Source organism: Pseudomonas sputi (genome assembly GCF_021603585.1).
GTDB classification, from domain to species: domain Bacteria; phylum Pseudomonadota; class Gammaproteobacteria; order Pseudomonadales; family Pseudomonadaceae; genus Aquipseudomonas; species Aquipseudomonas sputi.
This window is the reverse complement of the sequence record NZ_BQHI01000018.1, coordinates 14415-36526: the sequence shown is the minus strand read 5'-3', so window position 1 is coordinate 36526 and position 22112 is coordinate 14415. Positions and strand designations below refer to the sequence as shown.

The window sequence follows — 22112 nt, the reverse complement described above, 5'->3', positions numbered from 1 at the left end:
CGAATAAACAAGTTTTTGCTGCGCTTTTTTTTGAATTGTTTGGCGACCCATGAAACCAATTCTGCAGAAATTCGGTTGATGGGTCGCTGATGGCTCTTGAAAAGGGGCATTAGCAACGACGGCAGTTCATTGGGTTGCCTAGGATTGCTCCGTGGTTATCTCTTCTTTCAGATGCAGTCGGAAAGTGTCGCGAGCAGTTTTGCCTACATAAGTAGTGAGCGCGTAATTCGCGGTGCCACCGATGACTACGCCTATACCAAAAGGGATAACTTTAGCGGCAGCTTTTTGAGTGAACGAAATTCCGATTTTCGCAAAAAGCTCCTTGATTAGCTGAAGCGTTGGGCCTTTCAAATACTGGTGTACCATTCGCACGCCAGCCTTGCTGGCGATCTTGGTGGCACCAGAAGAGCCCAACTGTTCCAAGGACCCACACAAAGCGATGATGTACGACATGTGCTTCGCATCTTCGTTGGACATCTTGCCGTTGATGGCTACTGCCAAGCACATAGTCATGTCGATCTGCAGCTTCATGCAGACTGATATATCCGCTAATCCACCTCCGACAGCACTTACCGCGGTGCCAATGCCAGGGATAACGCCCGGAAGAGCGGTAGCGGCGCCAGACGTTGCGGCCAGTTTGGAATAGCGACTTATGATCTTGTCGACGATGATTTCCTGGATTTTCTCATCCGTCGCGGAGGGCATCGAACTGCGTGCCTGATTCTCGTACTGTTGAACGAGCTCACGCGCATCGTGAGGGCTGATGGCAATGGCTTCTACCATTTTCATCAAGGAAGAGCTGTTTTCGTCTTTCTCTGTGGTCATTCTAGATTCCATTCGATGAATTTTTATCAGAAGCTTTGAGGCTGAGTGCGGCTAAAAGAGTGACACAATTGATATCAAAATAACATTGCACTCCTTGATTTGCTTCAGTGGCGAGAGAGAACTCGAACGAAAAGATTCCAGAGGACTTACAGCCATCCCAAGACCGGCTTCTTGATTCGATACCGATCTGCAGCCATTCGCTATGACGGGTTATGCCCTCAGAAGCGGTCTAGCCGATAAGCCTGAATCACTGATTCTCTTCGAATGGGACTCGTTGCATCCTGCAAAACCATCCCCCCAACCATCTCCGCCGTCACCGCCGCCTGCGTCAGCCCCAGATGCTGATGCCCGAACGCAAGCAATACTTTGCCGTCACACACCCGATCAATCACCGGCAACGAATCCGGCAGCGACGGTCGAAAACCCATCCACGGTGTGGCTGCTTCGTCACTCAACTCCTCACGAAACAACCCTTGGCTCAATCGATGCAACTGCCAGGCGCGGGCCATGGTCGGAGGGGCGTCGAGGCCGGCGAATTCGACGGTGCCGGCCAGGCGCAGCCCGTCGGACATCGGGGTCATGATGAATTTGCGTTCCAGCGAGGTGACGGGGAAGGGCAGTCGGTTGTGTTCGTGAGGCAGCATCAGGTGATAGCCGCGCTCGGTGTCCAGCGGGACGTTCTTACCGGTCAGTGCGGCGGTGAGTTTTGCCGAGTGGGCGCCGCAGGCGATCAGTACCTGGCGAGCGGACAGCGTGCCGGTTTCGGTCATCAGGTTGACGCCATGTTCGTGCAGTTGCCCGTCCTGAACCGCCTGCTTCAAAAATTGCACGCCGCGGGCTTTCGCCGCCTCGACCAATTCACGCACGACGCGGTAGGGATCGATGAAATGCCCGGTGTTCGGGAAAAACAGACCGCCCTGAATCTGTTCGCTGAGTTGCGGCGCGGCCTCGCGTACCGCTCCGGCCTGCCACCCTTCGACGGGCACCTGTTGCTGTTGCAGGCGTCGCTGCAATGCTTCGAGGGCCGGGCGTGAGTCGGGGCGTTCGAACACCAGCAGTGACCCTTCCATCTTCAGCAAGTCGGGACGCTGGATGTCATTGAGCAAACGGTGCCAGGCGTCGAGGGCGCTTTCATTGAGCGCGCGCAACCCGGCAACGGTGCGCTGGTACGGCGCCGAGCGCAGGTTCAGCAACAGTCGTGTAAACCAGGGCAGGGCGCGGGGCAGGTATTTCCAGTCCAGACGCAGCGGGCCCATCGGGTCCAGGAGCATGGTTGGCAGACGTTTGAGGATCGAACTGTCGGCAATCGGAAACACCTGCTCGGTCGCCAAGTGTCCGGCGTTGCCGAACGAGGCGCCGTGGCCCGGTTCCTGCGGGTCGATCACCACCACCCGCATGCCCTGACGGGCCAGGCGCAGGGCACTGGCGACGCCGATGATGCCGGCGCCGACCACAGCGATGTCGTGGGGGTTATTCGGCATTTTTCGCGGTTTCCCTTTGGCCATCGTGCAAGCGGCGCAGCGACAGCGGATTGGCGTGTTTGAGCGCGGTCGGCAGCAGGCTGTCGGGGAAATCCTGATAGCAGACCGGGCGCAGGAAACGCAGGATCGCCGCGGTGCCCACCGACGTGGTGCGCGAATCGGAGGTCGCCGGGAACGGCCCGCCATGCACCATCGCATCGCAGACTTCAACGCCGGTGGGCCAGCCGTTGACCAGCAGGCGTCCGGCCTTGCGCTCCAGGGTTGGCAGCAATGCGCGGGCCTGTTGCAGATCCTCGTCATCCAGATGCAGCGTGGCGGTCAGTTGGCCTTCCAGTTGCTCGAGCACCTGCCGGATTTGCGCGGTGCTGGCGCATTGCACGATCAAGGAGGCGGCGCCGAAGGCTTCGGCCTGCAACGAATGATCGGCGAGGAAGTCGGCGGCGTCGGTGACGAACAGATGAGCCTGGCCCTGATTCGGTTCCGTCGCGCGCTGGCCGACGGCGGCAATGCGCGCCCGGGCGTTTTCCGCCAGGGCATTCACGCTGGATTCGTAGGCATTGAAAATTCCCGGTGTGAGCATGGTCTGCGCGGGACTGCGCTGGATGAGTTCGCTGGTGGCGCCAATGAAGGCGTCCAGCGCCGGCCCTGTGTGGGCGATCACCAGACCGGGATTGGTGCAAAACTGACCGGCGCCCAACGTCAGCGAAGCCACAAAGCCTTGGGCCAACGTCTCGGCGCGATTCTGCAGCGCAGCCGGGAACAGCAACACCGGGTTGATCGAACTCATTTCCGCGTACACCGGGATCGGTTCGGGCCGCGCCTGGGACGCTTTGATCAGCGCGAGACCACCACTGCGCGAACCGGTGAAACCGACGGCCTTGATCCGTGGATCGCTGACCAGCGCAATGCCCACTTCACGGCCCGAACCGTAGAGCAACGAGAACACACCTTCCGGCAAACCACAGGCCTTCACTGCCCGTGCCACCGCACGGCCAACCAGTTCGCTGGTACCGGGATGGGCGCCGTGGGCCTTGACGATCACCGGGCAGCCGGCGGCCAGCGCTGAAGCGGTATCGCCGCCGGCCACCGAGAACGCCAGCGGAAAGTTGCTCGCGCCGAACACCGCCACCGGCCCCAGTGGAATCTGCCGCTGACGCAGATCCGAACGCGGCATTGGCTGGCGCTGCGGTTGGGCGGTGTCGACTCGCACATCCAGCCATTCGCCGGCCCGTACGGTGCGGGCAAACAGTCGCAGTTGCTGGCAGGTACGGCCCCGTTCACCCAGCAGGCGCGGGCGCGGCAGGCCGGTTTCAGCCAGGGCGCGGTCGATCAGTTCATCACCGAGGGCTTCGATTTCGCCCGCGATGGTTTCAATGAATTCGGCCCGAGCGTCGAGCGATGTCTCGCGATAACGGTCAAGCGCCGCCCAGGCCAGTGCGCAGGCCTGCTCGACATGCTCGGCAGAACCGCCGGCGTAGGCTGGTTCCAATGGGGTGTTGGTGGCGGGGTTGATCCCGTGGATGACGTCGCGGTCGCCGGTGAGCGTTTGCTGACCGATCAGCAGTTGGCCCGTCAGGGTCATGGCGCATTCCTTATCAATAAAACAGGTCACGAATAAGGCCCGCCGCCGTGGGGGGGCGGCGGGCTTGAGCGCAGCGGCAGGTCAGGCGAAGTTTTGCTCCGCCGACCAGTTTTCGTACCAGTGACGGAACAGCGCGTACTGGGCTTCTGCGTAACGACGCTGTGAGTCGCTAAGGGCATCGGTTTCGTTGAAATGCAGGGTGTATTCCTTGTCGCCGTTGAGCACCATCAGGTGTTTGTAATACAGCACCAGATCCGTGCCTTCGTCGAAGGACGACAGCACCGCCAGCGCTGATTCCAGCTCGCGGGCCTGGCGCCGGGCCTTGGCGTCACCCTTGGCGGCCTGCTTGCTCAGGGCCACCAGTTGCAGCACTTCGCGGGGCAGGGCGTTGCCGATGCCGGTGATGGCGCCGGTGGCGTTGCAGTTGACGAAGCCGTGCACCACCTGAGTATCGACACCGACCATCAGAGTTACGTCATCGTCCTTGGAGGTGATGTTTTCAGCGGCGTAGCGCAGATCGGCGCCACCGCCGAATTCCTTGAAACCGATCAGGTTCGGGTATTCACGGCGCAGTTCGAAGAACAGGTCGGCGCGGGTGGCAAAGCCGTAGTAAGGGCTGTTGTAGATCACCGCCGGCAGGTTCGGCGCCGCTTGCAGAATCGCCGCGAAGTGGGCTTTTTGCGCTGCCGCCGAAGCGCCACGGGACAGCACCCGAGGAATCACCATCAAGCCCTGCGCGCCGACTTTCGCCGCATGGGCCGCGTGGGACACCGCTTCACGGGTGTTGACCGCGCCGGTACCGACGATGGTCGGAATCCCGGCGGCCACCAGCCGCGCCACGCCTTCCTGACGCTCGGCTTCGGTGAGCAGCGGCCAGTCGCCCATGGAGCCGCAATACACGACCGCGCTCATGCCGATGTCGATCAACTCGCGTCCCTTGGCCACCAGCGCGTCGAAGTCCGGTTTGCGCGCGGCGGTGCACGGGGTCATCAGGGCGGGCATGCAGCCGGTGAAGATGTTGTCGCTCATTATTGTTCTCCTTGGAACGGTCATTCAGAGGGGTTTGAAAGTGCAGCGCGGCGGCTCAGATGCCCCACGCGAACGGATCGGTTTCGTCGATCAGCAGCGTGCTGTCGGCGGTCATGTGGGCGCGGCCGGTGATGTAGGGGCGGATGCGCTCGCCTTCCCATTCAAAGCGGCCTTCGAACTGGCTGCCGGTGATGCTCGCCTGCACCCAGCGCTCGCCGGGCGCGAGTTTTTCGTCAGCGGCCAGGCATGCCAGTTTGGCGCTGGTGCCGGTGCCGCAAGGGGAGCGGTCGTAGGCTTTGCCGGGGCACATGACGAAGTTGCGGCTGTCGGCCTCGGCGTCATCGGCGAACAATTCGATATGGTCGATGACCGCGCCGTCCTCGCCATGGATGCCTTGCTCTTCGAGGGCCTTGAGCATTTTCCAGGTGAGGTCGGTCAGGGTGTCGACGTTGTCCATCGTCAGCGTCTGGCCGTGTTCGCAGACCAGGAAAAACCAGTTGCCGCCATAGGCGACGTCACCGAGGAAGCGGCCGTATCCCGGCACTTCCACCGCCACCTGTTTGCGTGAGCGATAAGCGGGCACGTTGCCGAGCGTCACGGCGCCGTCTTCATGCAACGTGGCGCTGACCGGGCCGACCGGCGTGTCGACTTTGTGCACCCCCGGTGCGATCAGCCCCAGATGTTGCAGCGATGCAACGAGGCCGATGGTGCCGTGCCCGCACATGCCGAGGTAACCGGCGTTGTTGAAGAAGATCACCCCGCAAGTGGCGTCCGGCGACACCGGCTCGCAATACAGCGCGCCCACCAGCACCTCGTTGCCGCGCGGTTCCAGCAGGCAGGCGCGGCGCCACTGGTCATGCTGGTTGCGCAGGGCATCGCGCTTCTCGGCCATGGTGCGGCCGGGCAGATCGGGGAAACCCTTCATCACCAGGCGCGTGGGTTCGCCGCCGGTGTGGGAATCAATGACGTGTACTCGTTTCATGGACAGGTCCCGTTGAGTGATTTCAGTAAGCGCCGGCAGTGCGCGGGTTAGTGGAGGCGGCGGGGGAGGTCGCAGCGACTTCGCTTTCATCCTCTTCGGATTCCAGACGCAGCAGATGCGCCGGTACGCCGGTGGCGGCGCCCCAGTAATAAATGCCCATCGCACAGGCCGCGACGACCAGGGTGTCGAACGGATGGGTGAGGATGCCCAGGCCGCCGAAGGTGCCGAGTTTCGACAGGACGATGGTCACGCCGTAGAAGGCGATCAACCACGCGGACGAGCGCACTTGCCGGGACAGGCTGAGGTGGGCGGTCGGTACGAAGCGGCCGCAGAACAGGTAGACGACGAACATCAGGATTTGCAGGCCGAGCAGCCAGGACACGGTGTTCCAGCCCGACCAGTAGACGATCAGTGCAGCGATGATGAACGACACCGGCCCCAGCACGCCCATGCACTTGACCCGGAACGGGCGCGGCATGTCCGGCGCATTGCGCCGCAGCGCGGCGACGGTCACCGGCGCCACGGCGTAGCTCAGCACCAGCGCGGCGGAGACCACATTGATCAGTGCTTCCCAGGACGGGAACGGCAGGGTCCAGAACACCGACAGGGCGAAGGTCAGCCACAGTGCCGGACGCGGGATGCCGGACTTTTCGTCGATGTGGGTGAAGACCTTGAAAAACGTGCCGGTCTGCGCCCAGCCGTAGATCACCCGAGGCGTGGCGTTCATGTAGATGTTGCCGCAGCCGCTCGGGGAAATCACCGCGTCCGCCACCACCAGATACGCCAGCCAGCCCACGCCCAACGCCAGGGCGATGTCGCGGTACGGCAGGGCGAATTCCTTGGAAACCCCGGCCCAGCCATTGGCGAGCAATTCGGTCGGGATGCCGCCGAGGAAGGCGATTTGCAGCAGCACGTAGATCGCGGTCGAAAGCAGCACCGACAGGATCAGCGCAATCGGAATGGTGCGTTGCGGGTTCTTCACTTCGCTGGCCACCGAGATGATCGGGGTCAGGCCCAGGTAGGCGAAGATCACACCGCCGGCGGAGACGGCCATCTCGATGCCCGAGAGTCCGAAGGGGGCGAAGCCCTGAACCTGAAAGTTTTCCGGTTTGAAGAAGGTGAGCAGCACGCCGATCACCAGCAGCGGCACGATGAACTTGAACACGCTGACCAGATTGTTGGCCTTGGCGAAGGTCTTCACGCTGCGGTAGTTGAGCAGGAAGAACACGCAGAGCAGGCCGAACTGCACCAGCCAGCCGAGCAGGGTCGGATCACCGCTGCCGGCTTTGGTCAGGCTCGGAAACCAGGCCGCCGCATATTGGCGCGAGGCAACCACCTCGATCGCCACCAGGCTGGAAAACGCGATCAGCGTAATGAAACCCATCAGGTAACCGAGCAGCGGCCCGTGGCTGTAAACCGGGTAGCGCACCACACCGCCGGCCCTTGGCAATGCTGCGCCCAATTCGCAGTAGACGATGCCCAGCAGCAACACGGCGAACCCGCCCAGCAACCAGGAAAAAATCCCCGCCGGCCCGGCAATCGCCGACACGTGACTGGCTGCGAACAACCAGCCGGAACCGAAGATCGCCCCCAGTCCGATAAAGGTGAGGTCGATCAATGAAAGTTGTTTTTTGAACTTGCCTTGGCCTGACATGGCATCGCCTTCTTGTGAGTTATTGGATAGGCAGGTGTGAGTCACAGGAACGGTTAAACAGTGAACTCATCAGGCGTCGGGCGATTGATGTTTTGCGCAGCTCTGGATGACGAAATCGGCACAGTTGCGAAGAACGACAGCGGCGCTCGACACGCTTGGATCGTTGCTGCAATCTGCACGCGAACGCCTCAGCCCGATCCACTCACCGGGGAAAACCGTCACCATGCACAACGCATTTGCGATCCTGTGCCAGGACGATGAGCACAATCGTCCCCACACCCTCGAGGCACTGCTGGCGGGGGTGGCGCCGCTGTTGCCGATGCTGGACGTGATTCCGAACGCGGCGATTTTCATCAAGGATGTGCAGGCGCGGTACGTCCTGGCCAATCGCACGCTGGTGCAGCGCTGCGGCCTGAAAGACCTGAAACCGCTGCTCGGCAAAACCAGTGCGCAGGTGTTTCCAGCGCAGTTGGGGCCGGGCTATACCGAGCAGGATCGACGGGTGCTGGAAGAGGGATTTGTGTTGGAGGATCAGCTGGAACTGCACCTGTACGGCAGTCGCGAACCAGGCTGGTGCCTGACGCACAAGCGTCCGCTGTACAACCGTGACGGCGACATCATCGGCCTCGCGGGGATTTCGGTGGACCTGCAATCGGCCAGCGAAACCCACCCGGCGTTCCAGAGACTGGCGGCGGTCGACGAACACATCCGCGCGCATTTCAATCGGCGGGTGACCCTGGGCGAGTTGACCCGGATCGCCGGTATTTCGGTGGCGCAACTGGAGCGCTACTGCAAACGGGTGTTCCACCTGACGCCGAGACAGATGATCCAGAAAGTGCGGCTGGAACAGGCCCATCGCCTTTTGCACACCGAACTGCCGATCACCGAGGTGGCGTTGCAATGTGGCTACACCGATCACAGTGCTTTCACTCGCCAGTTCAAGGCGTCGACTGGATTCACGCCACGTCAGTATCGACAGGCGACGGAGCAATGAGCGGCTACCGAGTCATTGCGGCTAAACTGAACAGGTCAGCCCCATTTGCTGCAGGTGAAACGAGATGAGCGAATTCTGGGTACGCCGATGCTCGTATGGCCTGTGCGCGTTCCTGCTGATCCTGACGGCGTCCTGTTCGAGCAAGGCTCACTACGCGACCACCGGTGATCGCTGCTATGCCAAAGCGGTGCCGACGTCAGGCGAGGGCGGTCTTGCGTGGGGAGCGACCCTGGGGATCGCGCAAAAAAAATCCATGAATAACTGCATGCGCTACGCCGGCCGCTCGGGCGGAACGCCCAATACCTGTCAGGTGGTGTTGGCCAAGTGCAAGAATTAACAGGGCGGCATGGCCGCCCACGCCACATTGACCGGAAAGGACTTCAGTGAATCTTCATCTTGAAATCGAGCGGATTTTTACCGATCAGGCCTTCGCAAGGCCTCTGTTTTATTCCTGCCCGGGAGGACTGCGTTTCGAACTCTCCGAAACGGGAGGAATGATCGAGCAGTTCCTGTTGGCCTTGCGAAAGTCGACCGAGATCTGCGCCGACATTTTCAGTGGTGAGCCCACGCTGGTGACCTGCCTGCGTTTCCACTCCGACGGCCAACGATTTGCCCATCGATCGTTGCTTCAGTCCCTTCGTTCGGCAGGCATCGAGATACCTGCACAACGCTCGATCTGGAGTGAACCCACTGACCCGGATGACTGGTTCTGCGAAAGCGAACCCGAGTACTGGATCAATCTCGCATTCGAAACGCCCGCAAGGTTGCTTCAGGCATTGCTCTGGTGTGCACTGGCTGCGGATTTTGGGGCAATCGCGCCGAATCCTCGCTGCGCGGTCTACCTGTTCAACTTGAAGGCCGGAGTGATGGTTTTCCCTTACGACGACCGAGGGATGGACGTGGTCGGGCCCAACAAGGCGCTACTTTCAAGGCTGTATCACCGGCATCAGACGTATCTTCTCGATTACGACCGGCCCGCGATGGACGCTGACTTCGCGGGCTCCCTCTGAGCCCGGGTTCGACCCGGGCATTCAGGCGAGGCCTTATTAACGCGCGCGTTTCAACGACTGCGAAAGGGCCTGCCTGGCGATCAGCGAGGCAACGTCCTTGGCACCGTAGCAGCGGAATTTGACACTGTAGGCGTCTGTGTCGAGACGGACGATCTTCGTCACGAAACCGCCTTCGACGGTGACCTTGCGGATCGTCGGCATCGGTATCTCGACATCCAGTGTCCGGTCCTGAACCATGCGGTTCATGGCATTGGCATTCAAGTAAACGGCGTTTTCGGTGACGGTGACTCTGCCGCCCACCCACAATCCGCCATAGTGATTTCTGAATCCCTCGAGCACCCCGGCCAGTACGCCGACATTGCCGCTCCCCACGACCTCGTAGAACTCGCCTACATCTTCGTAGTTCAGTTCAGCATCGGTCACCAGAAAGTTGACCATCTTCGACTTCAGAACTTCTTCGGCCATCCCTGCATCTCCCTTGTTCAAATCAATGTCCCGAATTTCAGCCGCCTGTTTACCTGACAAAAAACAAAATCGCCATGTGTTTCCTTCGTTCTTTCCTGCGTCGCAGTTGTCACTGTCCGTTCCCGCCTGTCTGGAGTTCACCCGATGCCTTCGCTCAAAACCCTGCCCGCTGCCTTGCTGGGACTGGCCCTTGTCTGTCCGCTCAAGGCGCAATCCCAGGGGCTGGAACTGGGGCAAGTACTGATCGGGGCCGAGGATCAGAGCGGTGAAGATGCGTCGGTGGAAGAGGCGAAGGCTCGTCTGGCCGAGGTGCCGGGTGGCAGCAACGTGGTGGATATGCGCCAGCCTTTGCAGGGCAGGGTCGCCAGCAATCAGGACGTGTTGGCGTATCAGCCCGGTGTCTATGCCCAGTCGGCGGGTAACGAAGGGACGAAAATCTCGATCCGTGGCTCGGGCATCAACCGCGCTCCCGGCGCCCACGCATCAGGGCTGTACACGATGCTCGACGGCCTGCCGCTGACCGGCCCCGGCGGCACGCCTTATGAACTGCTGGAGCCGCTGTGGCTCGACCATGTTGAAGTGCTGCGCGGCGCCAACGGTTTTGATCGCGGTGCGCTGGCCCTCGGTGGCGCCGTCGATTACGTCAGCCACACCGGCTACAACGCGCCGTTGCTGAATGTGCGTTACGTGATGGGCAGCCACGGTTATGCCCAGCGGCAAGTCAGCTCCGGCCAGGTACTGGGCGATTTCGATTACTACCTGTCGATGACCGACGCGCATTCCGACGGTTATCAGGATCACACCGCCAGCAAAAGCCAGGGCGTGATCGCCAACTTCGGTTATCGCTTCAATCCGAATCTGGAAACCCGCTTCTACATCCGTCATCGCGAAACCGACAACGACCTCGCCGGGCGGGTGACCAAACACGCCATCGAGCACGATCCGCGTGCGGCCAACCCGGCCTACGTGACGCGCAACGACAGCCGCGATCAGCCCGGCAGCACCTTCATCGGCAACAAGACCACGTACTACATCGATGACGATTCGAGCATCCAGACCGGTCTGGTCTATCACGATTACCCGATGGACCTGCGCGAGGGCCCCAACCGCCTGAAGGTCGCGTACACCGACGTCAGCGGCACGTTCGACTACAAGCGCCGCGACACCCTCTGGGGAATGGAGAGCAACAGCACCGTGGGCCTGCGAGTGACCAAACACCTGCCCAACGACGGTGCCAGCGAGCTGGTGCGGATTCCCACCGGCAACACCGCTGGTTATGCGCCGGGCACGCATATGCGCAACTTCACTTATCAGGGGTCGGATTCTGTCCTGCACGTGGGCAACGACCTGGAAATCGCCGACGACCTGTGGCTGACCACCGGCCTCGCCGCGATCTACACCCGCCGCGAAAGCGCGGTCACGTATCCGGAAGGTGGCGGCAAGACCAGCCTCGGCGACTGGGACTACGCGCCCCGTCTGGGCCTGCGCTATCAGCTGACGCCGGATCTGCAACTGTTCGGCAACCTCAGCCGCTCGGTCGAAGCGCCGCATCCGTGGTCGCTGATCTACAGCTCCAACGTACGCTTCCCGGCTGGCAGCGGCGCCGCCACCGGCACCCAGCGCGACCCGGTCAAACTGCAGAACCAGACCGCGACCACCCTGGAACTCGGCGGCCGTGGCGACAGCGCCCTCGGCGAATGGAGCCTGGCCTGGTACTACGCGCAGGTGCGCCACGAATTGCTTTCGGTGTTGCCGGACGCCAACGCCACCACACCTTACGAACTCAACGCCAGCCCGACCGTGCACCAAGGTATTGAGGCCAGTCTGAACAGCAATCTGTGGTCAGCGAACGATGGTGGCAAGTTGAGCCTGCGGCAGGCCTACACCTTCAGCGATTTCCATTACCGCGACGACGACCGCTTCGGCGACAACCGCCTGCCGGGCCTGCCGATGCATTACTACCAGGGCGAGCTGCGCTACGACTTTCCGCAGGGCTTCTTCGCGGCGGTCAACACGCAACTGGTCTCGAAAACCGCAGTGGATTACGCCAACAGCTATTACGCCGATCCTTACGCCACCTTCGGCGCCACACTGGGCTACAACGCACCGAAAGGCGACTGGCAGACCTGGCTGGACATGCGCAACCTGACCGACAAACACTACGCCGCTACCGTTACGCCGGGCTATGACGATAAAGGACTGGACGCGGCACGATCCACACCGGGCGAGGGCATGGCGATGTATGTCGGGGTGTCGTGGAGTTTGCTTTGAGGGGCTGGGTTCACCTTGCAGAGCCGCGTTGTCCTGCCACCTGAAAAAAATTTGGCGCTGCAAATGTATGCTCATCCCCTTATCAGCCAAAGGTTCCCATGTTCGACAGAAACGACTTTGACCAACTCACGCGACAACAGCTGCTTTTTTGGCCCTGCCACAACGATTGTCCCGGTCTTTACTACCTGACGTATCCATCGAGCGCCTTCCTCGTCCCCTGCGGTCAGGAGTACATTCGAATCACCCGTGTGAGCAAATCGCATCATACGAACGGCTTGAATGTGTGGCTGAATGCCGAGTGGCACGAACGTCAACCAGGTGGGGATCACAGCTTCCCGGAATACGTTGGCGGCGCGCAGTTTGAACCGATTTCCGAAGAGGTTTTCAACCAGTTGGTGGCAGAACGGGCGGTCGAACTGATCGTGCCGCTCAAGCAACCACTGCACGAGCCTTCCGGTTTCATCGGTGCGTTATTGATGTACTCGATGAAAACGGATTTCATCGTCTCGCTTTTCGCCGAATATGAAGACGAATTCATTCATTTCTACTGGCATACATTGGCCTGAACATATCTGCTCGATGAAACCGTTCGATCACCGGACACCCGAACCTTCGTCCAATTGCCCGATCTTGCTCGCCGGCGTACTGTGACCGGTGATGGCGTAAACCGTGACCATCACCATAACGACAAGATCGAGTGCCTTGCCCATGGACAGCCGCCTGCTGAGTGACCGCAGCAGCGTGTTTCGCCACGCTGACCCGTATGCCGTCTCCGACTATGTGAATCAGCACGTCGGCCAGCATTTCATCGGCCTGTCCAAAACCACCCATCCGCAAGCTAGCCTCAACCACCGCAAACTCGCCGACCTCGACCTGTGCCGCATCAGCTATGGCGGCAGCGTTCGCGTCACTTCACTTGCACTGGAAACGGTGTATCACCTGCAAGTCCTGCTGCAAGGCAACTGCCTGTGGCGCGGGCACCAGCGCGAGCATCATCTGGTGCCGGGCGAATTGCTGTTGATCAACCCGGACGATCCGGTCGACCTGACCTATTCCGACGACTGCGAGAAATTCATCCTCAACTTGCCGCTGCGCAGAGGGGCGACGGCTCCCGACTGACGCGCTGCAGCGGCACGCCGGCCGAGGTGGTGCCTCCCGGCCTGAAGAGGCTAGCGTGTCATCGAGCAGGTGCCAGCCAGGTGTTCAGCACGCGCCGGTCCAGTTCTTCCCAGTCCGCCATGCCCAGTACTCGCGTGGTGTTGAGGCCGCGCAGATAGCCGCGCAATTGATTGGCCACGGCCCGCACCGACTCCGAATCGTCCGCTGACTGGCCCAGCACGGTTTCGTATTCGACAAGGTATTCGGCCACGCGGTCGCGAAATTCTGGCACGACGGCATCGCGGATCAGATCAAAGGTTCGCACGGGTAATCCTCATCTGTTTTCGTTGTGATTGAGTGTGCTGCAGTCTGCACGCTGCGTAACTATTGGTTCAAGTAATAGTGACCATCAAGAAACGCAAGTTCTGCTTTGGCGCCGATGGGCGGAAAATCGCCTCCATCGAACACGCTGCTGAAGGCATTTGCGCGATGAAGACATTGATCCGACTGGCTGTCGTCGCCCTGCTGATGGGCGGGGTGGCCGCTACCGTAGCCCCGGCTTACGCAGACGACGCCAAGTCGTGCCATTTTCTGCCCGTCGCCGCCAGCAGTGCCGCGCTGCAGCACTCGCAAACCGTCGGTGTGTTGTACAGCGAAAACACCCTGGACAACCTGCAATACCTCGAGCGTTACCACGATGTAGCGGTGAACGGTGCCAAGGATGCGCTCGATGCGCGGATCCGTGAGGCTTTCGTCGACAGCTCCGAGCCGGAACTGGCCATCGACTGGCTGATGAGTTCGCTGCAACACCAGTTTCTCTCGGTGACCGTCTACGAAAACCTTGATGCGCTGGTGCAGGCCCATCCAGACGTAGTGGTGATGCTCGATACCCACAACCGTCTGCTGACTCAACGCAACAGCCAGGTCGAAGCGCGGTTCGCCGCACGCTTCTACGACGCCAACCTGCAATACATCGGCAAGGCCGAAGGCGCGGTGGAGAAGGAGCTGCCGTCGGTGTGGGTACACAACAAGGCCGCGCCTGAAATCGCCGCCGGGATCGAACAGCAGCGCGACCTGCAACTGAGTGCCTTGAAGCAGTTCGATGATTCGCTCAAGGCCCTGGTGAGTGCAGGCTGAACACCTTAATCAAAAACGGCAACGGCAGTGCCCGTGACACTGAACGTTGCCGAATAACCGAACCTTTTATTTTCAGGATTTCATCCATGCGTGCTTTTTTTATCCCTGCCATGGCTTCTGTCACTTTACTGCTGAGCGCTTGCGCCTCTGCGCCGAACGACCCGACGCTGACCCTGCAGACGCACAAGACGCCCGCCCAGTACGCCGAATGCGTGGTGCCGAAACTGCAGGGCAGTGCGCTGAACCCGACCGTGTCGCAGACCCAGCGCAGCTATCGGATCGTGGTGCCGAGCAAGGTGGCGGCGGACAACGTCCTTGAAGCCTACAAGGCACCGGACGGCGGCAAGGTGTTTTTGTATGAGCGCCACTTGCTGGCGTCGAGTTTCCTGCCGTCGAGTTTTGAACGGGCTGCCCAGGAGTGCCTGTAACGCCTGACGGTTAACGCTTTTGACGATGCTCCTTTGGTTGGCCGCAACCAACCAATTCCTTTGCCCCGCACCTTGCGGGGCTTTTTTTGCCCGGCGTTTGGCGCAGTCGGCGCCAGGCTGGATGGCGGACAAGGTTTTTCGGGAGGAAAAGGAAATGAAGAAGGATAGCGGCGGCGTGGCGATTGAGAATCCGTCTGTGCTGATCGACGCGAGAATCAAGGAACTGAACGACTGGCGCGGCCAGAAACTGGCCGAGATTCGCACGATCATTCATGAGGCGGATCCGGAGGTCGTCGAGGAGTGGAAGTGGCGCGGTGTTCCGGTCTGGTCGCATAACGGAATCATCTGCACCGGGGAAACCTACAAGGCTGTGGTGAAAATGACCTTCGCCAAAGGCGCGGCGCTGGAGGATCCGTCAGGACTGTTCAATGCCAGTCTGGAAGGCAATACCCGGCGGGCGATTGATGTTCACGAAGACGACACGATCGATGCCAAGGCTTTGAAAGCACTGGTGCGTTCGGCGATTACGTTGAATACAAAGAAATGATGTGCCGTTGAGGCAGAGATGAAACGGAGGAGGGTGAAACGAGGAAAAATGGCAGGGGCGGCTGGATTCGAACCAACGCATGGCAGGATCAAAACCTGCTGCCTTACCGCTTGGCGACGCCCCTGTAGCTATTGGTTTCAGTCCCGGGAGGACCTCTGCAACAGTGGGCGGCAATTTACCAGCGTTCTTCCGATCTGGGAACCCCTCAAGACAATAAATTTCATGGAAAACAGCTACTTATTTCCCGGATGGCATCGCCGGTCAGGTTTTCCGGGCTTTTCCAGCGATGGCCCTGACAATCAGGGCCACCGATGAAGCCCGAAAGACCTGCTCGGGCTAACCGATCAGTTGCCGTCTGCAACCTTGCGTTCGATTTCGTCAACCTTGCGTTGTAACGTCTCGGCGTCCTGTTCCTTGGTGCGAGTGGACGAGGGCGTGATGACCTCATCCACGCCGCGAGTGTCGTGGTCCCGGTCCTCAAGATCGCGTATCACCACATCGACCGGTTTGCCGGATGTATCCGTGGGTTGGGCTTTGTTGTCGTTGTTCATGGCGTTGACCTCCGTTGGCTTAAACGTTGGATGCAGCGCCACCGAGCGAGTTCGAGATTTTTCGCGGCGAGCGGGCGAACGGCCGCTGCCACCGTCTTAGCTCAACGAACTCGGCACTCCCGCGAGCAAACCGCTCAGCGTCTTCATGATCGCCTGCTGCCGGGCCCGGTCGGTCAAGTGTCGGGCCTCGGCGGCGGCGACATCGGCGTGGCAGTGCGGACAGATCGATTCATGCGGGTGGATGTATTGCAGGCAGCTGCGGCACAGGGCCAATTGCGTCGGCAGGCGTCCTTCCTCGGGGGAGGACTGGCCCTGATTGATCCAGGCCAGTTTGATCACCTGTCCGCTATCGCTGACGCTGCTGACTTTTTCGCCGGTGTCGATGCGTTCGGTGATCAGGTCAAAGCGTCCGACGGCAAACGAGCGCTGGGCGGCGTCTTCGACTTTGACGATGCGCTCGCGCAAACCCTGCTTTTGCAATTCCAGGGTGCGGTAATGGCAGTAGGGATTGTTGCCGGGTTTGCCCAGCAGCGAGTGCGACGTCCAGGTGCAGCCACCCCGACAGACGTCGTTGTAATAACAGCTTCGGCAGTAGCCCCACAGATCATCGACCGAGCGCAGGCGACCGAAGTGCATGCCTTCGCTGTAATGCCAGATGTCGTGCAGGCTCATGTTGCGCACGTTGCCACCGGAAAAACCGACGGTGGCCAGTGACGGGCAGCCTTTCACCGTGCCGTCCGCTTCTAATGCGAGCACGGTCTGGCCGGCCGCGCAGCCGCTCCAGTGCACCCGCTCGTCACCGAAACCGCGCCAAAGATGTTCGTAAGGGCCGTAGTAACCGATGTTATTGCCGACGTTCATCAGCAGGCCGCGATCCAAACCTTCGCGGTACAACCGGGCGAGCAGCGGCATCACTTCCAACAGCTTGTACGGCTGGAGCAACAGTTCCGGATGGTCGACGGCATTGCCCATGGCTACCGTGATCTGGATCTGCCAATGGGTGGCGCCGAGTTCGATGATGGTGTCCATCAATTCCGGCAAGTCCGGTAATGTGGCCGCGCCGATCTGGGTGTTGACGCTCACCGCCAGCCCCGAGGCTTTGGCCCGGCGCAGGGTGTCGACAGCCTTGTCGAACGAGCCTGGCACATTGCGCACCTTGTCGTGCAGCGGGGCGAGTCCGTCCAGGGAAATCCCGACCCCGTTGAGCCCCGCATCGACCGCCGCCTGCATCTTCGCCGGGGTCAGATTGCGCCCGCCGGTCTGGATCGCGCAGTACATGCCGTGGTCGTGGATCGCGCGGATCAATTGCGTCCAGTCCTTGCGCAGGTAGGCTTCGCCGCCGATCAGGGTGATTTCCCGCGTACCGAGCGCAGCCAGGGAGTCGATGACATCAAGGCATTCGCGGGTGTTGAGTTCATCGGGACGCCGATGCCCCGCGCGGGAGCCGCAATGCAGGCACTTGAGGTCGCAGGCGAGGGTGATTTCCCAGACCACGTGCACCGGCACGTAGCGTTTGAGGTCGGTGTCGCTGAGGTAGCGGGCAGGGCGGTTGTCTGTCATGGGAGATCCTTGCGCACGGGCCTGTGCGCGGCACGATTGGACTGACCTCGATGGGCTGGAAGACCGGGCGCGGTCACCCATGACCGCGCCCGGGCCGTACGCCTTAGCGCGCTTCCAGTCGCGCGATTTCCGCATTCAGTTGCTCAAGGGCACTGCGCAGTGCGCCCTCGTGGGCCAGTTGTTGCTCGCCTTGCTGCACGGCGACTTTCAACTGCGCCAGATCGCCGCTTTCCTTTGCCGTTTGCACAGCCACGGCATACAGCGGCTGGACGTGATGCTCGGGCGGCAGTGGCTCGACGCTCGGTGCCTGATGCACGGCGACGTGCCGCACGTCCTGCCACTGGCCGCTTTCGTTGTAGCGGTAATCGACAAAACCGCTGGTCCAGTCGTTCAGAATGCCCTTGAGGTGGAAGGTCTGGGCGATCTGACTCAGCGGGCCGCTCGGGCTGCCGTCGAGGGTGAGAATGAGGTAGGTCTCGGTGGATGGCGTGAGCTTGGCCTCGGAATAGTCGCCCCAGACCCGGGCATGGAAATTCACCGGTGGCCAGGTGCTTTGAAACACGCTGGCGGTGCCGCTGACTTTTTTGCGGACGGTATCGACCACGATATCGAGGGTCAGGACCGGTGCGCCCAGCAGTGAATTGCTGGCGATGAGGCGGGTGTGAAAAAGTCCGATCGACATGATGCTGCTCCTTGTGAAAGTAATGGGTCCGATAGCCGATCAGCGACTTTGCAAGCGGCTGATTTCTGTCTTGGCGGAGTCCACCGCTATGCGCAATTGCGGCAATTGCTCCAGCTGCTGCCTGGCCTGCGCGGACAGGCTTTTCATCTGGGCCAGGTCACCGCTGGCGATGGCGCCCTGAATCGGCGCGGCATACAGCGGCAGAACCGGTTTGTGCGGCTCGATCACCGGGCCGGGATTGAACGGCTGGAGGACGTTCGAAGGCACCTCCACCAGATGCGCCGGTACGTTGTTCAGTTCGTGCCAGCGCTGGCCGTCGAAGTATTCATAGTTGGCCACGCCTTCGCGCCAGTCGGTGCCGACCACCAGATGGATCTTGAAGTTGATGATCGAGTTGGAGCCGGGGCCGCCATGGTTGCCCTGGGCGGTGATCAGGATCTTGCTGACACCGGGCTTCATCACCGTCATGTAGGTGTATTCGCCCCAGACGTCCGAGTCAATGTCGAGCGGCGGATTGGTCGCCTGAGTCACGGCGGCGTTGCCGGTGACCTGCTGCTGCGGCGTGGACACCAGCAGGTTCAGCGCAAGACTCTGCGCCCCTGGCTGGCCGGTACCGATCCGGTAGCTCACCGGGAACAAGCCGACATTTTGCTGAGTAGCTGACATGTTGATTGCCTCCATTGCAATGTGGGAATTGGCCTTAGGGTTTTTCCAGTCGAGAAACTTCTTTGGCCAGTTTTTCGTACGCGGTTTGTAGCGCCTTCGCTTCCGGCTTCGTTGAATCGCGCTGCTTCAACAAAGTCTTCATCTGCTGCAGGTCGCCGTCGGTGATCGCGCTCTGGATGGCGACGCCGTAGGGCGGGATGTTGTGGTTTGAACCGGTCATGTCGAGGCCTTCCTCGTGGGTATTTACCGCTCGACCCCTTGCGCAGAAGGGGCGCCTTTCCTGACAGGCAGGCGAACGACATCCGCCAGAATCACCGGCAGCCGGGATTCTCGGCGACGTGACTGCCTGATCCGTCGGGATCTGATCAATCCGTAAATCGGGTTCGCGCAGGGGCGACGCCGCAGCGCCGGCTCACGCGCAAGCGTCGTCAGCCAAAACCGTCGGGTCTGGCCTCGGGCATTAATGAGAGAAGTTGCCGAAGGGGCAAACGGAGGAATTTCGCCTGTACGTTGGTCATCTTTCTGTCCTTGATAGAAAGCAACGAAACACAGGGATAGGTCGTTCACTCTTCAAGAGTGCAATACCCGCGCAAGCACAAAAACCATCCCTGATTTTTCTTCCAGTGCCGCTGATGGCGCCCGTCGAGCGACGTTTGCCAAGTGGCCAGCATTATGCCAGCCACGCAACCCTAGACCCGTTTGTGCAGGGCTGCCAGAAAAAGCGCCGAACGGTCATTACCGCGGCTATTTTTCACGGATTGCGACACTCGGTCTGGAAAAAAGCCGATCAATGAACACCAATCGTGACCAGTTTCCCTTGCCCGAAGACCTCAAGGTTTTTCTTACCGTCATCCGCAAGAACAGCTTTGCCAGCGCCGCCGATGAGATGGGCTATTCGCCGGCCTACGTCAGTAAACGCATCTCTGTGCTGGAAACCACGCTGGCGAGCAAGCTGCTGGCTCGGGGTGCAGACGGTGTGACTGTCGATGTGCTTCTGGTACAGCGTTCTCGGGCTGGGCATGGCTTGCGCTCTTTTCTGTCCGGGGCAAAAACAACATGAGGACAGAATATTGATCGCAGAAATGGCATCCATAGCGCTTTGGTGAAGCGGTTGAACACGAAGCGTGAGCAATGCTCTCAGGCCTTTGCACGCATTCCGCGCAAAGGATCGTCCAGCAATTCGAACTGCTCGGCCATGAAATCGATCAGCATCCGCAGCGACGGCAGCATGCCCTGACGGCTGGCAAACACCGCGTAGATCATCTCCGTGCGCGGCGCCCAGTCGGGCAGCACCACCGCCAATTGGCCGCGCTCGATGAAGTCATGCACCAGCGACATCGGCATTTGCGCAACGCCCACGCTGTCGATGGCCGCGCAGCGCAGCATCGGCAAGCCTTTGGTGATCAACTGCGGGCGATGCTGCAGGGTGAACTCAGAACCGTCCTGATGAAACAGCGTCCAGCTGTAAACCTGCTGCGGGCTGCCGTGGTGAGCGCTGGGGAAGCGCGACAGGTCTCGCGGCTCACGGGGTTCGCCCAGTCGATTCAAGAGCGCAGGGCTGGCGACCAGGCATTGCGGCCGCTGCGACAGCACCCGGCTGACCAGCTCGGAATCCTGCAAGGGTGGCGGTCGCACCCGCAACGCCAGATCGACGCCTTCGGCCACCACGTCGACCTGCCGGTCGCTGGCCTCCAGATGCACTTCGACGCGCGGGTGCATCGCCATGAAACGCGTGATGATCCCGCCGACGCATTCTTCCAGCAGCGTCGTCGGGCAGGTCACGCGCAACACGCCGCCCGGTTCGGCGCGGGTCATGGCAATCGCGGCTTCGGCAACCTCGGCCTGTTTCAGCATTGCGCGGCAATGGTCGTAGTAGGTCTGGCCCAGCTCCGTCACCGAGAAGTGCCGGGTGTTGCGGATGATCAGGCGCACGCCCAGACGCTCCTCAAGCAAGGCAATGCGCCGGCTCAGGTTGGACTTGGGAATCCCCAGCGCCCGCGCCGTCGGCGCAAAGCCACCGTGGTCCACCACCATCACGAAATACTGCAAGTCATTGAGGTCTAGCACGGGGCGAGACTCGCTGGAAAAGGGACGCCAACTATACAAGCCCGATTGTCCATTGTGTGGGAAGCAGCGGCCCGTTTTCGGCTCTGGTGGGCGATGCCGGACGAGCCGTAGATTGCGCCGTCTGACCTTGCACACACTGGATGTAGAACTTGAACAAGCTTTGCGAGATGCAATCGTTCGTCATGGTGGTCGACACCGGCAGTATCACCGAGGCAGCCCGGCAATTGGGCACCGCCAAATCCATGGTCAGCCAGCGGATTGCACAACTGGAAAAACGCCTCGGCAGCATCGTCCTCGAACGTGGACGGCAGGCCCGGCTGACCGAGGCCGGGGAAGTGTTTTATCGTTATTGCGTGCGGATTCTGTCGGAGGTAGAAGAGGCCGAGGACGCGGTGCTGGCCTTTCAATCGAGCCTGCGCGGCAGTCTGCGACTGGCGGCGCCGATGGCGTTCAGCATTCGTTACCTGACGCCGATCCTGTCGTCGTTCGCGGTGCGCTATCCCGAGTTGCGGCTGGACATCGAATTCGACGACCGCCACGTCAACCTGCACGAAGAACGTTACGACGCGGCGATCCGCATCGGCGAGTTGCCGGACTCCTCGCTGGTGGCGAAAACCATCACCTCCAATCGCCACATCATCTGCGCCAGTCCCGATTACCTGGCCGCCCATGGCACGCCGCAAACGCCGCAGGAACTGTCCGAGCATTTCGCCATGCTCTACGTGAACCGCGAACCCCACGGCATGTGGACGTTGCCGGTGAACAATGCGCTGGAATCGTTTCGCGTGCGTTGCCGGATGCGCACCAATAACGGCCATCAACTGATGGAAGCGGCAAAGGCCGGCATGGGGTTGGCGATCCTGCCGACGTTTCTGGCGGCGCAAGCTATCGTGGACGGCGAACTGCAAGAGGTGCTGGCGCCTTACGCGCCTCGGGGCGGGAATATTTCAGCGGTGTATCGGCGCTCCCAGCGGGCCTCACCGAAGTTGCAGGCGTTGACCGATTTTCTCTGCGAACAGATCGGCAGTCCGCCGGTGTGGGAGCAATTGCTCGCGGCCCATTCGACAGGTTGAGCCGTTCGGG

24 protein-coding genes, 1 tRNA gene and 2 pseudogenes are annotated in these 22112 nt (G+C 60.9%); 12 read left to right on the top strand and 15 right to left on the bottom strand.

The features are described from left to right. Positions 1–138: 138 nt before the first annotated feature. The 6 genes from L6D81_RS21260 to L6D81_RS21235 all read right to left on the bottom strand — a co-directional run bounded on the left by L6D81_RS21260 (position 139) and on the right by L6D81_RS21235 (position 7553). Positions 139–825 carry an EcsC family protein gene (locus L6D81_RS21260; RefSeq protein ID WP_236181809.1) on the bottom strand — a complete coding sequence of 229 codons (687 nt, stop codon included), beginning with the start codon at positions 823–825 and terminating at the stop codon, positions 139–141. Positions 826–1043: 218 nt separating this feature from the next. Continuing rightward, positions 1044–2306 carry an NAD(P)/FAD-dependent oxidoreductase gene (locus tag L6D81_RS21255; protein ID WP_236181808.1) on the bottom strand — a complete coding sequence of 421 codons (1263 nt, stop codon included), beginning with the start codon at positions 2304–2306 and terminating at the stop codon, positions 1044–1046. Further along, positions 2296–3888: an aldehyde dehydrogenase (NADP(+)) gene (locus L6D81_RS21250; RefSeq protein WP_236181807.1), complete on the bottom strand. Its 1593-nt coding sequence runs from the start codon at positions 3886–3888 to the stop codon at positions 2296–2298. Before L6D81_RS21250 ends, L6D81_RS21255 begins: the two co-directional genes overlap by 11 nt. Positions 3889–3969: 81 nt before the next feature. Beyond that, a complete protein-coding gene (locus L6D81_RS21245) occupies positions 3970–4917 on the bottom strand; it encodes a dihydrodipicolinate synthase family protein (RefSeq protein ID WP_085649123.1) in 948 nt (315 codons plus the stop codon). A gap of 55 nt (positions 4918–4972) precedes the next feature. Then, entirely contained in the window at positions 4973–5899 is a 927-nt protein-coding gene (locus L6D81_RS21240) for a 4-hydroxyproline epimerase (RefSeq protein ID WP_236181806.1), read from the bottom strand. A 22-nt stretch (positions 5900–5921) separates the two neighbouring features. Continuing rightward, positions 5922–7553: an APC family permease gene (locus L6D81_RS21235; protein WP_236181805.1), complete on the bottom strand. Its 1632-nt coding sequence runs from the start codon at positions 7551–7553 to the stop codon at positions 5922–5924. Between the two features lie 223 nt (positions 7554–7776). Here L6D81_RS21235 and L6D81_RS21230 point away from each other — a divergent pair, with 223 nt between their 5' ends. From L6D81_RS21230 to L6D81_RS21220, 3 genes are all read left to right on the top strand, one after another. Further along, positions 7777–8547 (top strand): AraC family transcriptional regulator, encoded by a 771-nt coding sequence (locus L6D81_RS21230; RefSeq protein WP_236181804.1) that lies wholly within the window; start codon positions 7777–7779, stop codon positions 8545–8547. A 64-nt stretch (positions 8548–8611) separates the two neighbouring features. Then, positions 8612–8884: a hypothetical protein gene (locus L6D81_RS21225; RefSeq protein ID WP_236181803.1), complete on the top strand. Its 273-nt coding sequence runs from the start codon at positions 8612–8614 to the stop codon at positions 8882–8884. Positions 8885–8930: 46 nt separating this feature from the next. Further along, the gene (locus tag L6D81_RS21220; protein ID WP_236181802.1) at positions 8931–9557 is read left to right on the top strand and encodes a DUF3885 domain-containing protein; all 627 of its coding nucleotides are present in this window, start codon (positions 8931–8933) and stop codon (positions 9555–9557) included. A gap of 36 nt (positions 9558–9593) precedes the next feature. Here L6D81_RS21220 and L6D81_RS21215 read toward each other — a convergent pair whose 3' ends face one another. Then, positions 9594–10022, bottom strand: a complete 429-nt coding sequence (locus tag L6D81_RS21215) for a hypothetical protein (RefSeq protein ID WP_236181801.1) — start codon at positions 10020–10022, stop codon at positions 9594–9596. 144 nt (positions 10023–10166) lie between these two features. Here L6D81_RS21215 and L6D81_RS21210 point away from each other — a divergent pair, with 144 nt between their 5' ends. From L6D81_RS21210 to L6D81_RS21200, 3 genes and pseudogenes are all read left to right on the top strand, one after another. After that, entirely contained in the window at positions 10167–12293 is a 2127-nt protein-coding gene (locus L6D81_RS21210; RefSeq protein WP_236181800.1) for a TonB-dependent receptor family protein, read from the top strand. Positions 12294–12391: 98 nt separating this feature from the next. Further along, entirely contained in the window at positions 12392–12859 is a 468-nt protein-coding gene (locus L6D81_RS21205) for a hypothetical protein (RefSeq protein ID WP_011333744.1), read from the top strand. Positions 12860–13001: 142 nt separating this feature from the next. Next, a pseudogene (locus L6D81_RS21200) lies at positions 13002–13388 on the top strand (AraC-like ligand-binding domain-containing protein); the annotation flags it as partial. A gap of 82 nt (positions 13389–13470) precedes the next feature. On the opposite strand, the gene L6D81_RS21195 reads toward L6D81_RS21200, so the two are convergent. After that, the gene (locus tag L6D81_RS21195; protein WP_236181799.1) at positions 13471–13716 is read right to left on the bottom strand and encodes a hypothetical protein; all 246 of its coding nucleotides are present in this window, start codon (positions 13714–13716) and stop codon (positions 13471–13473) included. A gap of 164 nt (positions 13717–13880) precedes the next feature. Here L6D81_RS21195 and L6D81_RS21190 point away from each other — a divergent pair, with 164 nt between their 5' ends. From L6D81_RS21190 to L6D81_RS21180, 3 genes are all read left to right on the top strand, one after another. Then, positions 13881–14528: an ATPase gene (locus L6D81_RS21190; protein WP_236181798.1), complete on the top strand. Its 648-nt coding sequence runs from the start codon at positions 13881–13883 to the stop codon at positions 14526–14528. 86 nt (positions 14529–14614) lie between these two features. Beyond that, positions 14615–14956 carry a YajG family lipoprotein gene (locus L6D81_RS21185; RefSeq protein ID WP_236181797.1) on the top strand — a complete coding sequence of 114 codons (342 nt, stop codon included), beginning with the start codon at positions 14615–14617 and terminating at the stop codon, positions 14954–14956. 154 nt (positions 14957–15110) lie between these two features. Continuing rightward, on the top strand, positions 15111–15503 hold the full coding sequence (locus L6D81_RS21180; protein WP_236181849.1) for a DUF1801 domain-containing protein: 393 nt from the start codon (positions 15111–15113) through the stop codon (positions 15501–15503). A 49-nt stretch (positions 15504–15552) separates the two neighbouring features. On the opposite strand, the gene L6D81_RS21175 is transcribed toward L6D81_RS21180, so the two are convergent. The 6 genes from L6D81_RS21175 to L6D81_RS21150 form a co-directional block, all read right to left on the bottom strand. Continuing rightward, positions 15553–15627, bottom strand: a tRNA-Gln gene (locus L6D81_RS21175). Between the two features lie 220 nt (positions 15628–15847). Continuing rightward, positions 15848–16054 carry a hypothetical protein gene (locus L6D81_RS21170; protein ID WP_236181796.1) on the bottom strand — a complete coding sequence of 69 codons (207 nt, stop codon included), beginning with the start codon at positions 16052–16054 and terminating at the stop codon, positions 15848–15850. Between the two features lie 96 nt (positions 16055–16150). Continuing rightward, positions 16151–17614 carry a GDL motif peptide-associated radical SAM/SPASM maturase gene (locus L6D81_RS21165; protein ID WP_236181795.1) on the bottom strand — a complete coding sequence of 488 codons (1464 nt, stop codon included), beginning with the start codon at positions 17612–17614 and terminating at the stop codon, positions 16151–16153. A 103-nt stretch (positions 17615–17717) separates the two neighbouring features. Then, positions 17718–18296, bottom strand: a complete 579-nt coding sequence (locus L6D81_RS21160) for a DUF1842 domain-containing protein (RefSeq protein ID WP_236181794.1) — start codon at positions 18294–18296, stop codon at positions 17718–17720. Positions 18297–18335: 39 nt separating this feature from the next. Then, positions 18336–18962: a DUF1842 domain-containing protein gene (locus L6D81_RS21155; RefSeq protein WP_236181793.1), complete on the bottom strand. Its 627-nt coding sequence runs from the start codon at positions 18960–18962 to the stop codon at positions 18336–18338. Between the two features lie 34 nt (positions 18963–18996). Then, a complete protein-coding gene (locus tag L6D81_RS21150; RefSeq protein WP_236181792.1) occupies positions 18997–19182 on the bottom strand; it encodes a DUF1843 domain-containing protein in 186 nt (61 codons plus the stop codon). 253 nt (positions 19183–19435) lie between these two features. On the opposite strand from L6D81_RS21150, the gene L6D81_RS21145 reads away from it, so the two are divergent. Then, on the top strand, positions 19436–19756 hold the full coding sequence (locus L6D81_RS21145) for a hypothetical protein (RefSeq protein WP_236181791.1): 321 nt from the start codon (positions 19436–19438) through the stop codon (positions 19754–19756). Continuing rightward, positions 19753–19926: pseudogene (locus L6D81_RS29735) on the top strand (LysR family transcriptional regulator); the annotation flags it as partial. The gene L6D81_RS21145 and the pseudogene L6D81_RS29735, both read left to right, overlap by 4 nt. Before the next feature lie 173 nt (positions 19927–20099). Here L6D81_RS29735 and L6D81_RS21135 read toward each other — a convergent pair. Beyond that, positions 20100–21029: a LysR substrate-binding domain-containing protein gene (locus L6D81_RS21135; RefSeq protein ID WP_236181790.1), complete on the bottom strand. Its 930-nt coding sequence runs from the start codon at positions 21027–21029 to the stop codon at positions 20100–20102. Between the two features lie 149 nt (positions 21030–21178). Here L6D81_RS21135 and L6D81_RS21130 point away from each other — a divergent pair, with 149 nt between their 5' ends. Continuing rightward, entirely contained in the window at positions 21179–22102 is a 924-nt protein-coding gene (locus L6D81_RS21130) for a LysR family transcriptional regulator (protein WP_236181789.1), read from the top strand. Positions 22103–22112 lie beyond the last annotated feature (10 nt).

Bases quoted from the DNA above. Each gene is read 5' to 3' on its own strand.
- L6D81_RS21245 (WP_085649123.1), bottom strand. From the start codon at position 4,917: ATGAGCGACAACATCTTCACCGGCTGCATGCCCGCCCTGATGACCCCG.
- L6D81_RS21160 (WP_236181794.1), bottom strand. From the start codon at position 18,296: ATGTCGATCGGACTTTTTCACACCCGCCTCATCGCCAGCAATTCACTG.
- L6D81_RS21155 (WP_236181793.1), bottom strand. From the start codon at position 18,962: ATGTCAGCTACTCAGCAAAATGTCGGCTTGTTCCCGGTGAGCTACCGG.
- L6D81_RS21170 (WP_236181796.1), bottom strand. From the start codon at position 16,054: ATGAACAACGACAACAAAGCCCAACCCACGGATACATCCGGCAAACCG.
- L6D81_RS21250 (WP_236181807.1), bottom strand. From the start codon at position 3,888: ATGACCCTGACGGGCCAACTGCTGATCGGTCAGCAAACGCTCACCGGC.
- L6D81_RS21150 (WP_236181792.1), bottom strand. From the start codon at position 19,182: ATGACCGGTTCAAACCACAACATCCCGCCCTACGGCGTCGCCATCCAG.
- L6D81_RS21185 (WP_236181797.1), top strand. From the start codon at position 14,615: ATGCGTGCTTTTTTTATCCCTGCCATGGCTTCTGTCACTTTACTGCTG.
- L6D81_RS21205 (WP_011333744.1), top strand. From the start codon at position 12,392: ATGTTCGACAGAAACGACTTTGACCAACTCACGCGACAACAGCTGCTT.
- L6D81_RS21190 (WP_236181798.1), top strand. From the start codon at position 13,881: ATGAAGACATTGATCCGACTGGCTGTCGTCGCCCTGCTGATGGGCGGG.
- L6D81_RS21255 (WP_236181808.1), bottom strand. From the start codon at position 2,306: ATGCCGAATAACCCCCACGACATCGCTGTGGTCGGCGCCGGCATCATC.
- L6D81_RS21230 (WP_236181804.1), top strand. From the start codon at position 7,777: ATGCACAACGCATTTGCGATCCTGTGCCAGGACGATGAGCACAATCGT.
- L6D81_RS21240 (WP_236181806.1), bottom strand. From the start codon at position 5,899: ATGAAACGAGTACACGTCATTGATTCCCACACCGGCGGCGAACCCACG.
- L6D81_RS21210 (WP_236181800.1), top strand. From the start codon at position 10,167: ATGCCTTCGCTCAAAACCCTGCCCGCTGCCTTGCTGGGACTGGCCCTT.
- L6D81_RS21165 (WP_236181795.1), bottom strand. From the start codon at position 17,614: ATGACAGACAACCGCCCTGCCCGCTACCTCAGCGACACCGACCTCAAA.
- L6D81_RS21225 (WP_236181803.1), top strand. From the start codon at position 8,612: ATGAGCGAATTCTGGGTACGCCGATGCTCGTATGGCCTGTGCGCGTTC.
- L6D81_RS21260 (WP_236181809.1), bottom strand. From the start codon at position 825: ATGACCACAGAGAAAGACGAAAACAGCTCTTCCTTGATGAAAATGGTA.
- L6D81_RS21235 (WP_236181805.1), bottom strand. From the start codon at position 7,553: ATGTCAGGCCAAGGCAAGTTCAAAAAACAACTTTCATTGATCGACCTC.
- L6D81_RS21180 (WP_236181849.1), top strand. From the start codon at position 15,111: ATGAAGAAGGATAGCGGCGGCGTGGCGATTGAGAATCCGTCTGTGCTG.
- L6D81_RS21215 (WP_236181801.1), bottom strand. From the start codon at position 10,022: ATGGCCGAAGAAGTTCTGAAGTCGAAGATGGTCAACTTTCTGGTGACC.